12 protein-coding genes are annotated in these 13,051 nt (G+C 61.9%); 2 read left to right on the top strand and 10 right to left on the bottom strand.

Annotated features, from left to right (window positions below; all coding sequences use genetic code 11):
* The 8 genes from pqqB to pedF form a co-directional block, all read right to left on the bottom strand.
* Nucleotides 1–723 (bottom strand): pyrroloquinoline quinone biosynthesis protein PqqB (gene pqqB, locus K0F88_RS08465; RefSeq protein WP_219094820.1); only part of this gene is annotated, 723 nt, incomplete at its 3' end.
* 53 nt (nt 724–776) lie between these two features.
* Nucleotides 777–848 carry a pyrroloquinoline quinone precursor peptide PqqA gene (gene pqqA, locus K0F88_RS08470; RefSeq protein WP_010455123.1) on the bottom strand — a complete coding sequence of 24 codons (72 nt, stop codon included), beginning with the start codon at nt 846–848 and terminating at the stop codon, nt 777–779.
* Nucleotides 849–1,107: 259 nt separating this feature from the next.
* Nucleotides 1,108–2,628: an aldehyde dehydrogenase family protein gene (locus tag K0F88_RS08475; protein WP_219094821.1), complete on the bottom strand. Its 1,521-nt coding sequence runs from the start codon at nt 2,626–2,628 to the stop codon at nt 1,108–1,110.
* Nucleotides 2,629–2,876: 248 nt separating this feature from the next.
* Entirely contained in the window at nt 2,877–4,652 is a 1,776-nt protein-coding gene (locus K0F88_RS08480; RefSeq protein WP_094471966.1) for a PQQ-dependent methanol/ethanol family dehydrogenase, read from the bottom strand.
* A 273-nt stretch (nt 4,653–4,925) separates the two neighbouring features.
* Nucleotides 4,926–5,867: a quinoprotein relay system zinc metallohydrolase 1 gene (locus tag K0F88_RS08485; RefSeq protein ID WP_094471965.1), complete on the bottom strand. Its 942-nt coding sequence runs from the start codon at nt 5,865–5,867 to the stop codon at nt 4,926–4,928.
* A 16-nt stretch (nt 5,868–5,883) separates the two neighbouring features.
* On the bottom strand, nt 5,884–6,645 hold the full coding sequence (locus K0F88_RS08490) for a quinoprotein dehydrogenase-associated SoxYZ-like carrier (protein ID WP_094471964.1): 762 nt from the start codon (nt 6,643–6,645) through the stop codon (nt 5,884–5,886).
* Nucleotides 6,642–7,520, bottom strand: a complete 879-nt coding sequence (locus K0F88_RS08495) for an ABC transporter substrate-binding protein (RefSeq protein ID WP_094471963.1) — start codon at nt 7,518–7,520, stop codon at nt 6,642–6,644. Before K0F88_RS08495 ends, K0F88_RS08490 begins: the two co-directional genes overlap by 4 nt.
* A gap of 3 nt (nt 7,521–7,523) precedes the next feature.
* Nucleotides 7,524–7,985 (bottom strand): cytochrome c-550 PedF, encoded by a 462-nt coding sequence (gene pedF / locus K0F88_RS08500; RefSeq protein ID WP_077749292.1) that lies wholly within the window; start codon nt 7,983–7,985, stop codon nt 7,524–7,526.
* Between the two features lie 254 nt (nt 7,986–8,239).
* Between pedF and exaA the strand changes: the two genes are divergently transcribed.
* Both exaA and K0F88_RS08510 read left to right on the top strand, forming a co-directional pair.
* Nucleotides 8,240–10,132 carry a quinoprotein ethanol dehydrogenase gene (gene exaA / locus K0F88_RS08505; protein WP_094471962.1) on the top strand — a complete coding sequence of 631 codons (1,893 nt, stop codon included), beginning with the start codon at nt 8,240–8,242 and terminating at the stop codon, nt 10,130–10,132.
* A gap of 235 nt (nt 10,133–10,367) precedes the next feature.
* Nucleotides 10,368–11,015 (top strand): pentapeptide repeat-containing protein, encoded by a 648-nt coding sequence (locus K0F88_RS08510; RefSeq protein ID WP_094471961.1) that lies wholly within the window; start codon nt 10,368–10,370, stop codon nt 11,013–11,015.
* Between the two features lie 137 nt (nt 11,016–11,152).
* Here K0F88_RS08510 and K0F88_RS08515 read toward each other — a convergent pair whose 3' ends face one another.
* Both K0F88_RS08515 and K0F88_RS08520 read right to left on the bottom strand, forming a co-directional pair.
* Nucleotides 11,153–11,791: a response regulator transcription factor gene (locus K0F88_RS08515; protein WP_094471960.1), complete on the bottom strand. Its 639-nt coding sequence runs from the start codon at nt 11,789–11,791 to the stop codon at nt 11,153–11,155.
* Nucleotides 11,788–13,050, bottom strand: coding sequence for a HAMP domain-containing sensor histidine kinase (locus K0F88_RS08520; RefSeq protein WP_094471959.1), 1,263 nt, complete (start codon nt 13,048–13,050; stop codon nt 11,788–11,790). Before K0F88_RS08520 ends, K0F88_RS08515 begins: the two co-directional genes overlap by 4 nt.
* Nucleotide 13,051: the final 1 nt, after the last annotated feature.

The raw sequence follows: 13,051 nt of genomic DNA on the forward strand, positions 1-13,051 counted from the left end.
ACTGCCCAGACTCTGGCCGACTTCGCACACGCGCATTTCGTCGTCGCGCCACAGGGTGCCGTCCAGCAGCAGGCAATCGGCGCGCTGCATGCAGCTCAGCACTTCGTCGTCGATTTGCCCAAGGCCCGGGGCATAGAACACGCTGGCGCCGCTGCGCCGGTCTTCGATAAACAAACCGATGGTGTCGCCCGGTTGCGGATGGCCACGATTGGGCGAGTACGGCGGTGCGTTGCTCACCAGGGGAATCGCGCGAAATTGCAGGTGTTGGCAGGCGGCGATGCTGAACGGTTCACGGTCCAGCCCGACCGGTTGCCAGTGCAACCCGCCGTTCCAGTGCTCAAGCATGGTGAACAAAGGAAAACCACTGCTCAGGTCTTGATGAACGCGTTCCGTGCACCAGACCGAATGCGGACAGCCTTCGCGCAGGCTCAACAGGCCGGTGCAATGGTCGATCTGGCTGTCCAGCAGCACGACCGCGGCGATCGCCGTATCGCGCAAGCGGCGGGCCGGTTGCAGCACCGGAAAACCCTCAAGCTGCGCGCGAATGTCCGGTGACGCATTGCACAGCACCCACTCCACACCGTTGTCGCTCAGGGCAATCGACGACTGCGTGCGCCGTTGCGCCCGCAGGCTGCCATTGCGCATCCCGGCGCATTGGCGGCAGTTGCAATTCCATTGCGGAAAACCGCCACCAGCGGCGGAACCGAGAACGCGGATGTGCATGGGAGGCTCCAGAAGGCAGGCCCGGCCAACGCCAAGGTTGGCCGGGTGGACAATCAACGGTTGGCGAAATACATCGTTACTTCAAAACCAATGCGCAGATCGGTAAACGCGGGTTTATTCCACATGGGTCAATCCTCTTCTTGTGCCGGGCAATTCCGGTAAAGCCATTAATGCACGGGGCGCCGAGTGATCGAATGCTACTTTGGAACGAGGTGGCGGCATGCGTTGGTAGGGGGTGTTTGCACAGCCTTCAAAACCACACATAACACTGTGGGAGCCGGGCTTGCCCGCGATGAGGTCGAAACATTCAACCTTGATGTTGACTGTCAGACCGCTATCGCGGGCAAGCCCGCTCCCACAGGTTTTTGCGGTGTACTTGCGGGGTTAGAAGAACCCCATCGGGTTGATGTCGTAGCTCACCAGCAAGTTTTTGGTCTGCTGATAGTGGTCGAGCATCATCTTGTGGTTTTCACGGCCGACACCAGACTTCTTGTAGCCACCGAACGCAGCATGCGCCGGGTACAAGTGGTAGCAGTTGGTCCAGACCCGTCCGGCCTTGATCGCCCGGCCCATGCGGTAGGCGCGGTTGATGTCGCGGGTCCAGAGGCCGGCGCCGAGTCCGAACTCGCTGTCGTTGGCAATCGCCAGGGCTTCGGCTTCGTCCTTGAAGGTGGTGATACCCACCACCGGGCCGAAGATTTCTTCCTGGAACACGCGCATTTTGTTGTGGCCCTTGAGCAGGGTCGGCTGGATGTAATAACCCGTCGACAAGTCGCCCTCAAGGCGTTCGGCCGCGCCGCCGGTGAGCAGCTCGGCACCCTCCTCCTGGGCAATTTTCAGGTACGAGAGGATCTTGTCGTATTGCTGCTCGGACGCCTGGGCGCCGACCATGGTTTCGGTGTCCAGCGGGTTGCCGCGCTTGATCTTGACAATCTTTTTCATCACCTCGGCCATGAACGACTCGTAGATCGATTCCTGCACCAGGGCCCGGGATGGACAGGTGCAGACTTCGCCCTGATTGAAGAACGCCAGCACCAGGCCTTCGGCGGCTTTCTCGATGAACTGTGGCTCGGCTTGCATGATGTCTTCGAAGAAGATGTTCGGCGACTTGCCGCCCAGCTCCACGGTGCTTGGAATGATGTTCTCGGCCGCGCATTTCATGATGTGCGCACCAATCGGCGTGGAACCGGTGAAGGCAATCTTGGCGATGCGCTTGCTGGTGGCCAGCGCCTCACCCGCTTCGCGACCGAAACCCTGAACGATGTTCAGCACGCCGGGTGGCAGCAAGTCGGCGATCAGTTCGGCGAAGACCATGATCGACAGCGGCGTCTGCTCGGCGGGTTTGAGTACCACACAGTTGCCGGCGGCCAGGGCCGGGGCGAGTTTCCACGCGGCCATCAGCAGCGGGAAGTTCCACGGGATGATCTGCCCGACCACGCCCAGCGGCTCGTGGAAGTGATAGGCGGTGGTCAACTCGTTGATCTCGGCGGCACCGCCTTCCTGGGCGCGGATGCAGCCGGCGAAATAGCGGAAATGGTCGGCGGCCAGTGGCACGTCGGCGTTCAGGGTTTCGCGCACGGCCTTGCCGTTGTCCCAGGTTTCGGTGACGGCGAGAATTTCCAGGTTCTGTTCGATGCGGTCGGCGATTTTCAGCAGCACCAACGAGCGATCCTGCGCCGAGGTCTTGCCCCAGGCATCCGCCGCCGAATGGGCTGCGTCGAGGGCTTTTTCGATGTCGGCGGCGTTGGAGCGCGGGAATTCGGCGATGACTTCACCGGTGACCGGCGAGGTGTTGGTGAAATACTCGCCATTGACCGGGGCAACGAACTCGCCGCCGATGAAATTGCCGTAGCGCGCCTTGAAGGAAACGACGGCGCCGGGTGTGCCAGGTTGTGCGTAGATCATGGTGGGCCTCTGTCTGGGTCGATGCCTGTCGGGCAAACAGGCGATGAACCGATAGTAGAGAGCCCCGCGCGCCAGACGAATGCGCCGTTGGCAGGGGGACTCTCGTTATTTGGTAGTAGATTTCACCCAGTCCACTGTGGGAGCGAGCTTGCTCGCGATAGCGGTCTGCCAGTCGACATTAATATTGAATGTGCCGACGTCATCGCGAGCAAGCTCGCTCCCACAGGGGTTATGCGGTGGTTTCAGGGTCAGTGTTTGGCGACCAGGTCTTTCGGCAGTTTGAAGGTCCAGAGCATGCCGCCCTGGTTGAAGTCCTTGATGCGCTTGGCCACTTCGCCGCCCCACAACGGCACAGCGCCGCCCCAGCCGGACAGCACGGAGACGTATTGTTCGCCGTCCATTTCCCAGGTCACAGGCGAGCCGAGGACGCCGGAGCCGGTCTGGAATTCCCAGACTTTCTCGCCGGTCTTGGCGTTGAAGGCCTGGAGGAAACCTTCCGGCGTGCCGGTGAACACCAGGTTGCCCTTGGTGGTCAGCACCCCGCCCCACAGCGGCGCGAAGTTCTTGTGGCGCCAGACTTCCTTGCCGGTCTTCGGATCGATCGCACGCAGCACGCCGATGTAGTCTTCGTTCAACGGCTTGATGGTGAAACCGGCACCGAGGAACGCCGCGCCTTTCTTGTAGGCGATGCCTTCGTTCCAGATGTCCATACCCCATTCGTTGGACGGCACGTAGAACAATCCGGTGTCCTTGTTGTAGGCCATCGGCATCCAGTTTTTCGCGCCGAGGAACGCCGGGGCGACGAACACCGAACTGCCTTTGGCTTCGGTGCCTGGCGCGCCTGGACGACTGGCTTCGTTGTAGATCGGCCGGCCCTCTTTATCCAGGCCGGTGGCCCAGGTGATCTTGTCCACGAACGGGAAGCCGCGAATGAATTTGCCGTTGGTGCGGTCCAGCACGTAGAAAAAACCGTTACGGTCCGCGGTCGCGGCGGCTTTGATCTCTTTGCCGCCTTCGGTGTAGTTGAACGACACCAGCTCGTTCACGCCGTCATAGTCCCAACCGTCGTGGGGCGTGCTCTGGAAGTGCCACTTGATGGTGCCGTCGTCCGGGTTGAGCGCCAGACGCGACGACGAGTAGAGGTTGTCGCCAGGGCGCAAGTGCGAGTTCCATGGCGCCGGGTTGCCGGTGCCGAACAGCAGCAGGTTGGTTTCCGGGTCGTAATAACCGCCGAGCCAAGGCGCCGCGCCGCCGGTTTTCCAGAGGTCGCCAGGCCAGGTCTTGCCGGCTTCGCCGCCGGAGATGCCGTTTTCTACCGCTTTGCCGTCCTTGTAGGTGTAACCCATGTGGCCTTCAACCGTGGGTCGGGTCCACAGCAGATCGCCGTTTTTCGGGTCGTAGGCCTCGATCTTGCCGACCACGCCGAATTCGCCACCGGCCACGCCAGTGATCAGTTTGCCGTTAATCACCAACGGCGCGGCGCTGATCGAATAGCCTTCTTTGTGGTCGGCAACTTTCTTGCTCCAGACCACTTTGCCGGTGTCCTTGTTCAGGGCCACAAGCTTGGCGTCGAGGGTGCCGAAGAACACCAGGTCGCCGTACAGCGCGACGCCACGGTTGATCACGTCGCAGCAGGGACGGATGTCATCGGGCAGGCGCGCATCGTATTGCCAGAGCTTCTTGCCGGTGCGCGCATCCACGGCAAACACCCGCGAGTAGGAACCGGTCATGTACATCACGCCGTCCTTGATCATCGGCTGTGCTTGCTGACCGCGCTGTTTTTCCCCGCCAAAGGAGAACGCCCAGACCGGACGCAGGTCCTTGACGTTGTTGACGTTGAGGGTGTCCAGCGGGCTGTAGCGCTGACCCTGGACGCCCAGACCGTTGGTGACGATCTGCTCCGGGTTCTTGGGGTCCTGGAGAATGTCCTGGTCGGTGACGCCGGCCAGCGCGGTGCCGGACAACAGCATGGCACTGAGCAACAGGCTCAAGACGAAGGGTTGGCGACGTGCGGGTTCGGTCATGACGGCTGCCTCTGCGGTTTTTGTTATACCCGGGAAATTTTCCCGGTCTGGTGCAGATTCTTGGCCGCCGCCGCCCTTGCAACAATTACCCGCAGTGTTGAGATTGCTAGTTCCTTAGTAGCGGGTCGGAGGAGATGAACACCGGATCTTGTGATCGACATCGGTCCCTGTGGGAGCGGGCTTGCCCGCGATGGGGCCAGAACATTCGACATTGATGTCGACTGCAAGAATGCCATCGCGGGCAAGCCCGTTCCCACAGGGGATTTGTGTTGGTCACTTATCCGCGGCGGAATCGACTCGGGTCATCTGCGCGCGCTCATAGCGCGGATACAAATGACTGACACTGCGAATCAGCTCATAGCGACTCAGGCTGATGCCAGCAAACCGCTCGGGAATGGGGCTGCGGATCATCTCACTCATGTCGCTGCCATTGGCCGCACCATCACGCATGAGCTGATCGAGCCATCCGAGGTAGTCGCGCATTTGCAAGAACGGTTGCGGATCGCTGGCCACCGGCCCATGGCCGGGCACGATCAGCGTCCACGGCAGGCCTTGAAGCGTGGCGATGTCCGCCAGCCACACCGCCAGCCCCGGACTGTTGGGCGTGGTCAGCGCCCGTTGGTAAAACACCAGGTCCCCGGCAAACAGCACGCCGGTTTTCTGGTCGAGAATAGCCAGATCCGCACCGGTGTGCCCACCCAGGCTCAGCAGGCGCAGATCGTGATTCCCAAAATTCAATACGCCGGGGTCCAGCGTCCGGGTCGGCAGCAGCACTTCGGTGCCACGCATCCAGTCCCCCACCAGTCGGTACATGTTCTCGGCCATGGCGTCGCCCTGCCGATGCAACAGCTCGGTGGTGCCAGCCAGCGCGCCGATTGGCACATCACTGAAGGCCTGATTGCCCAGCACATGGTCCGGGTGGTGATGGGTCAGCAGCACCTCAATCACCGGCTTATCGGTGGTCGCGGCGATGGCTTTGCGCATTGCTTCGCCATAACGTCTGGACGGCCCGGTGTCGATCACCACCACCCCGCGCTCAGTGACGATGAACGCGGTATTGACGATGTTGCCGCCGTTGGCCTTGGCAAAATTGTCGGTGCTGCCTTCCAGCAGCCAGGTGTCTTCAGCGATCTGCCGGGGCTTGAGTACATAGTCGAGGTCCGCAAGAGCCGGCAGGCTCAGGCTGATGAACAACAGCAGCAGCATCCAGCGCATCACGCGCTCCTTGGGGTCAGGGTATGGCCGCATCGAACTGATTGCCGCTGTTGTCGCGCAGCACCAGGCGCGTCTGCCCTGCCCCTTCGATGTCGAAGGCCAGGTTAGGGTTCTCGCTGACGGCGGGAAACAGCTCCAGTCGGGCCAGCAGCTGATCGTTTTGATCGCGCAGTTCGGCATGGTTGATGAAGAATTCCGGGATGCCGCTGACCATGCCGTTGTCCATCGGATGCGCCACTTGCAAGCGCACCCGGCTGAACTCGCCGCGCGGATAACGACCGCCCAATACTTCGCCGATGTGCTCTTCCCAGCCTGGCTCGGTGCGCACGACGCTGGGCGCGGTGCAACCACCGCCCGCCGCATCGATCAGCGTCGAGCCGACATGCCAGAGGCCGTCACGGGTCAGCACCGCAGCGCGCAACGGCGTGGCTTGCTCGATACGGATGCGGATCGACAGCCACGGCAGTACGCGGTCGAGGGGTTGGAAATCAACAATCTTCGGCAGCGGATTGAGTTCCGCCCAGGCAAGGATTTTCACCACCTCGCCTTTAAACGCCCGGGCGTCGATTTCCAGCGGCACTTGCCGGGCATCTTCGGCGAACGGCGGCGCCAGCAGCTTGACCCGGTCATCGAACACAAACGGTGCATTGCCGAGCATCTGCTTGTGGTAGAAGGCCCACATCACCGAGGGCACCGGGTCTTTGCCCGGCTCGATATCGGCAGCGTGCGCCGCCAGGGGCAACCAGCAGAGCAACAGGCAACTCGTTCGCCAGTTCACGGTTGGTACATCTCGGGCACGTCATAGCGCAGGCCGTAATGACCATAAATGGTCTTGACCACACCCTCGCGGATCAAGCCCTCCAGCGCCTCTTCCACGGCATAGGCCAGTTGCCGGTTGCTCTCATGCACCGCCATGCCGATCTCCCAGAGTTGCTTGCCCATGTTCGGGTAGGCGTTTTCCGCCAGTGCCACTTGCGGATCGTTGGCTTGGTGAACTTGCCAGTCGATCTCGCCACGCATGGCCATGACCGCGTCGACTTCACCGGCCTTCATGGCGGCGAACGCCTGGGGCACACCGGGATAGTGGTGGGTTTTGCCGGCGAGCATGCCGCTGAACACCGAGGTCAGGTAGAACGACGGCACGCTGTCGACTTCGACGCCAATCGGGTGGTGCTCGAATACCGCGACGCTGCCCACCTTGTCGAGACGGCGGCGATCATAAGCGACCTGCCATTGTTCGTTCTGGTACGGCCCGAACATCACCACATGGCCGTTTTCCAGCTCACCCAGCTCGTTGCGTTTTTGCGCGTAATCGCGGTCATACGGCACGCGCATCATCAGGTCGGCCAGTTGCAGATCATGCAGCTGACTGGCCCGCCAGATGTAGTCGCGCAGGTCGTCATCGAGCTTCTCGCCGGCGGGCGCCCAGATCAGCGTCAGGCGCACACCCAGCGCTTTGGCCAAGGCTCCGGCGAGCTCGACATCCACCCCGCGAGGCTGGCCGGCGTCTTCGAAACTGTAGGGGGCGAAGTCCTTGTAGACCGCCACTTTCAGCTCCCCGGCAGCGATCATTTCGTCATAGGTCCGGACCTGCGCCTGCACGGTCTGGCAGCACAGCAACACAGCGCTGAAAAATACAGCGAGCAGGCGCATGGGTTACTCCTCGACGTGAACGGTGTCCAGGTAGGTGCGCACCGCCCACAGAGCTTCCTGACTCAAGTAATCGGCCATTTTCGGCATGTAGACCCGGCCATCCCGCACGGCACCGTGACGCACGCGCTCGACGAACCATTCATCCCCCGCTTCACCGACATCGAGCATGCGCAAATCGGGGGCGATGCCGCCGGATTTGGCTTCCAGGCCATGACACGCGGCGCAGTTCTGGTTGTACGCCGAGGAACCGATTTCCACGGCTTTCTCGTGTTCCGGGGAAGCGCGGTACGGGTTCACCGCTGCCCAACCATCGGCATCCACCTGCACACCGGCGTCCTTGATCGGGGTCAGGCCTGGGGTGGCGATTGCCTGGGGGACCACGTTGCCATGGGCCCAGACGGAGCCTGCACTGATAAAACCGGCCAGCAGTCCGGCAACGAGCAAGGCGTTGCGTTTTGTTGTCATTGTTATGCCCTCAAGATTGCACGCAAAACCTCGTTGAAGAGGCTATGGCACCCATCTTGGTACCGGCCTCGCACAATCCCCATGCTGCTTTGGTGGCCGCCGTCTAATCCCTTGGTAGTAGGGCTTGCGACGCACACCCAAATCAGGTGCCGTTCGGGAAGTCTTCCCGGCCACAGCGGGACTTTTTCCGTATCCGGCAACCGGCCGGGCGCACCACCCTGTGCAGGCCAAAACCTCCACTGGGAACTGCAACCATGACAATAAGATCGCTACCCGCCCTTTCCCCTCTGTCTATCGCCGTGCAGGCTTTTCTGCTGGTGGGCAGCCTGTCCCTGAGTGCTGCAAGTCACGCTGCAACCGCACCGGCCACGCCCACCCGCAACGTGACGTGGGAAGACATTGCCAACGATCACCTGACCACCAAGGACGTGCTGCAATACGGCATGGGCACCAACGCTCAGCGCTGGAGCCCGTTGGCCCAGGTCAACGACAAGAACGTGTTCAAGCTGACGCCGGCCTGGTCCTACTCGTTTGGCGATGAGAAGCAGCGCGGCCAGGAATCCCAGGCCATCGTCAGCGACGGCGTGGTCTACGTCACCGGTTCTTATTCGCGGGTGTTTGCCCTGGATGCCAAGACCGGCAAGCGCCTGTGGACCTACAACCATCGCCTGCCGGACAACATTCGTCCGTGCTGCGACGTGGTCAATCGTGGCGCGGCGATCTTTGGCGACAAGATCTACTTCGGCACCCTCGACGCGCGCCTGATCGCCCTGGACAAGAACACCGGCAAAGTGGTGTGGAACAAGAAATTCGGTGACCACGCCGCTGGCTACACCATGACCGGCGCCCCGGTGCTGATCAAAGACAAGACCACCGGCAAGGTGCTGCTGATTCACGGCAGCTCCGGCGATGAGTTCGGCGTGGTCGGCCAGCTGTTTGCGCGCGACCCCGACACGGGTGAAGAAGTCTGGATGCGACCCTTCGTCGAAGGCCATATGGGCCGGCTGAACGGCAAGGACAGCACCACCACCGGCGACGTCAAGGCGCCATCCTGGCCGGATGACCCGACCACCGAAACCGGCAAGGTCGAGGCCTGGAGCCACGGCGGCGGTGCGCCTTGGCAAAGCGCCAGTTTCGATCCGGAAACCAACACCATCATCGTCGGCGCCGGCAACCCCGGCCCGTGGAATACCTGGGCGCGCACCTCCAAGGACGGCAATCCTCACGACTATGACAGCCTCTACACCTCCGGCCAGGTCGGCGTCGACCCGAGCACCGGCGAGGTGAAATGGTTCTACCAGCACACGCCAAACGATGCCTGGGATTTCTCCGGCAACAACGAGCTGGTGCTGTTCGATTACAAGGACAAGGACGGCAAGACGATCAAAGCCACCGGCCATGCGGACCGCAACGGTTTCTTCTATGTGGTCGATCGCAACAACGGCAAATTGCAGAACGCGTTCCCCTTCGTCGACAACATCACCTGGGCCAGCCACATCGACCTCAAGACCGGCAAACCGGTGGAAAATCCAGGCCAGCGTCCGGCCAAACCGTTACCGGGCGAGACCAAGGGCAAGTCGGTGGAAGTGTCGCCGCCGTTCCTCGGCGGCAAGAACTGGAACCCGATGGCGTACAGCCAGGACACCGGGCTGTTCTACATCCCAGGCAACCAGTGGAAAGAGGAATACTGGACCGAAGAGGTCAACTACAAGAAGGGCTCGGCCTACCTGGGCATGGGTTTCCGCATCAAGCGCATGTACGACGATCACGTCGGCTCCCTGCGCGCCATGAACCCCACCACCGGCAAAGTGATCTGGGAACACAAAGAAGCGCTGCCGCTGTGGGCCGGCGTATTGGCCACCAAAGGCAACCTGGTGTTCACCGGCACCGGCGACGGTTTCCTCAAGGCCTTCGACGCAAAAACCGGCGCGGAGCTGTGGAAGTTCCAGACCGGCAGCGGCATCGTCTCGCCGCCGATCACCTGGGAACAGGATGGCGAGCAGTACGTCGGCGTGACGGTCGGTTACGGCGGCGCGGTGCCGTTGTGGGGCGGTGACATGGCCGAGCTGACCAAACCGGTGGCTCAGGGCGGGTCGTTCTGGGTGTTCAAGATTCCAAGTTGGGATAACAAGACTGCGCAGCAGTAATCCGCTGGCCCCTTGTGCACACAGGGGGCTTTCTGGTGCTCAACAAGGTTTTCTGTGGCGAGGGAGCTTGCTCCCGCTGGGCTGCGAAGCGGCCCCCTCATTTTCCAGCAACACCGAGTTGTTTGGATTTACGACTGCTGCGCAGCCGAGCGGGAGCAAGCTCCCTCGCCACAGGAACCCACATAGCCGTTGTTTTTTGTATATCCAGCTGCCCTCCACCTTCCGAGGACTTGCCATGAAGTATCTGCCTCTATTATTTCTGTTCGCCGCCCTCCCGGTTTTAGCCGACGACGGCGACGACTCCCCACTCATCATCAACGGCTGCACCATCGCCGATCACAGCCAATGCCCCGGCGCCAATCTCAAAGGCGCGAACCTGAGCAATCAGGACCTGCGCAACATGAACCTCAGCGGCGCCGATCTGCGCGATGCCGACCTGCGGCACGCCCGACTCGACCTCGCCAACCTGGAAAAAGCGCAACTGCAAGGCGCCAACCTGACCCGCGCCAGCCTGCAACAAAGCAACCTGCGTCTGGCGGATTTCACTGGCGCGACGCTGATGGCGATCCAGGGCTGGGGGATGTTTGCCCAAGGCGCGCAATTCCAGGACGCCAACCTCAGCGGCGCCTACCTGCAATTCGCCCGCCTCTCCGGCGCGAGAATGCACAACGCCAATCTGCGCGCCGCGGACCTGGAAATGACCTGGCTGAGCAAGGCAGACCTCAAGAGTGCAGACCTCAGTGATGCCAATCTGCAAGAAGCCAAATTAAGTGAAAGCAATCTGGAGCAGGCCAACCTCAGTGGTTCGCGGCAACATTATGCGAATTTTCAGGATGCCAATATGGAAGGCTGCACCGGTTGCCCGACGACCTGGGATAAGTAACCGATCCAACCGACTGGCACCTGACCCTGTGGGAGCGAGCTTGCTCGCGATGGCGGCCTGACAATCACCATCATCATTGAATTGACTGGCCTCATCGCGAGCAAGCTCGGTCCCACAGGATCCTGCGGTGGATTGAATTAAACCGCCACCCGCACCACCCCCATATCAATCCCCAAATGCACCAGTTCGGCATGGGACGTGACCTGCAATTTACTCTTGAGCAAGGTCAGGTGGTTCGAGACGGTCTTGCTGCTGATGCTCAACTGTTCGGCGATCAACCGGGCCGGGGTGCCTTTAGCGAGCATCACGAAAATCTCCAGTTCGCGCTGGGTCATGCTCTGCAATCGCGGGTCGCTGGTGTCCTGTTGCGAATGGCACGCCAGTTGGGTGGCCAGCGGCTGTTCGATGTAGGCGTGGCCGGCGAGGATCCGCTGCACCGCCTCGATCAGCACTTGCGGCGCCGAGCTCTTGGTCAAATAACCCGAGGCACCCGCGTCCAGCGCCTGGCGCACCAAGGGCAGTTCATCGTGCATGCTGAAAAACAGCACCCGCAGTTGCGGCAGTCGTTGACGCAAACGCCGGGTGGTTTCCAGCCCGCTGATCCCCGGCAAGCCGAAATCCATGATCACCAGGTTCGGCACGGCTTCCTGAACCCGGATCAGCGCTTCTTCGCCGGTGGCGGCTTCACGCACTTCCATGGCCGGCAACAACGCCCGCAACAAACTCGCGTAGCCCTGACGGACCACCGCATGGTCATCGACCAGCAGAATATTCACGACGCCTCCAAAGGCATGCTCAAGGCCAGCGCCCAGCCGGCACCCGGGTGGCTGATGATCCGCAATTTGCCGCCGAGGCTGCGGGCGCGTTCGTACATCGAATACAAACCGACGCCGGGCCGCTGCGGTTGTGTGGCGCCGCGCCCGTTATCGCGAATCAACAGGTGCAGATGCGCGCCGCGATGTTGCAGGCGAATCCGCACCCGGGTGGCCTGCGCATGCCGGGCGACGTTGGTCAGCGCTTCCTGCAACAGGCGATAGAGCTGGGTTTTGTCCGGCGCGGACAATGGCGGCATCTGCGCGCAGATGCATAGCTGGCAATCAATGCCGTGCCGCCCCTGCCATTGCTCCGCCAGCAGGCCGAAGGCTTCGGCCAACGGCAGGTGTTGCAGCACCACCGGATAGAGGTCATGCACCAGCGCCCGGAAGCCCTGTTGCAGGTGCTCGCAATTGTGTTCCAGCTCACGCACCGTGCGTTCCATCACCACGGGTTGATCCGTCACCAGCCGCAACAGACAGGCCTGGGCGCGTATCCCGGCCAGGTACTGGCCGAGATCATCGTGCAGGGTCTGCGCCAGATGAGTGCGTTCCTGCTCCTGCACCGCCAATAACGTCCGGGTCAGATGCGTATTGTCGGCACGGGCCTGCTCCAACGCCTCGGTCATGCGATTGAAATGCGCCGCCAGTTGCCGCGCCTCCGGCACACCTTCCGCGCGCAATCGCACCTTGAGCTGGCCGCCCGAGACTTGCTGCAACGCGCGCAACAATTCGTCGAGCAACCCCATGCCCCGGCGCACGGCCCAGCGGATGGTGAGCAGACTCAAGATCAAGGCGAGGCCACACAGGCCCAGCAATTGCTGCAGCGAATCCCAGACTTCGTCGATCTCATCCCGCGGATCGACCGCAATCTGTACGCGCCGGCCATCACGCAAATCCAGGACCCGAGCGCTGTACCGGGCTTCGGCGAACAACAGACGCCCGAGCCATGCATCGAGCCCGACCTGAACCGGCAGGCGTGCCGCTGCGTCGGGCTCCAGCCAGCGCACCCGCACATGCCGCAAGCTGCCCGTCAATCGTGGCTGGAGGCTGGCGGGATCACGCTCGGCGGTTTCGCTCAGGTACTCGACCACCGCCTCGGCGGATTGCAGCTCGCGCTCCACGTCCGCCAGCGCTTGATGCACCAGCAACCCCATGCACGCCAGGGTGACCAGAGCGAAAAATCCGCAGACCCAAAGGTTGATCCGCCACAGGGCCGACACG

The organism is Pseudomonas sp. UMAB-40, assembly GCF_900095275.1.
Lineage (GTDB): Bacteria > Pseudomonadota > Gammaproteobacteria > Pseudomonadales > Pseudomonadaceae > Aquipseudomonas > Aquipseudomonas mandelii_B.

What these genes read in the sequence shown, in the direction of transcription:
- K0F88_RS08485 (WP_094471965.1), bottom strand. Translation starts at nt 5,867, where the DNA reads ATGCGCTGGATGCTGCTGCTGTTGTTCATCAGCCTGAGCCTGCCGGCT.
- exaA (WP_094471962.1), top strand. Translation starts at nt 8,240, where the DNA reads ATGACAATAAGATCGCTACCCGCCCTTTCCCCTCTGTCTATCGCCGTG.
- K0F88_RS08495 (WP_094471963.1), bottom strand. Translation starts at nt 7,520, where the DNA reads ATGCGCCTGCTCGCTGTATTTTTCAGCGCTGTGTTGCTGTGCTGCCAG.
- K0F88_RS08480 (WP_094471966.1), bottom strand. Translation starts at nt 4,652, where the DNA reads ATGACCGAACCCGCACGTCGCCAACCCTTCGTCTTGAGCCTGTTGCTC.
- K0F88_RS08510 (WP_094471961.1), top strand. Translation starts at nt 10,368, where the DNA reads ATGAAGTATCTGCCTCTATTATTTCTGTTCGCCGCCCTCCCGGTTTTA.
- pedF (WP_077749292.1), bottom strand. Translation starts at nt 7,985, where the DNA reads ATGACAACAAAACGCAACGCCTTGCTCGTTGCCGGACTGCTGGCCGGT.
- K0F88_RS08475 (WP_219094821.1), bottom strand. Translation starts at nt 2,628, where the DNA reads ATGATCTACGCACAACCTGGCACACCCGGCGCCGTCGTTTCCTTCAAG.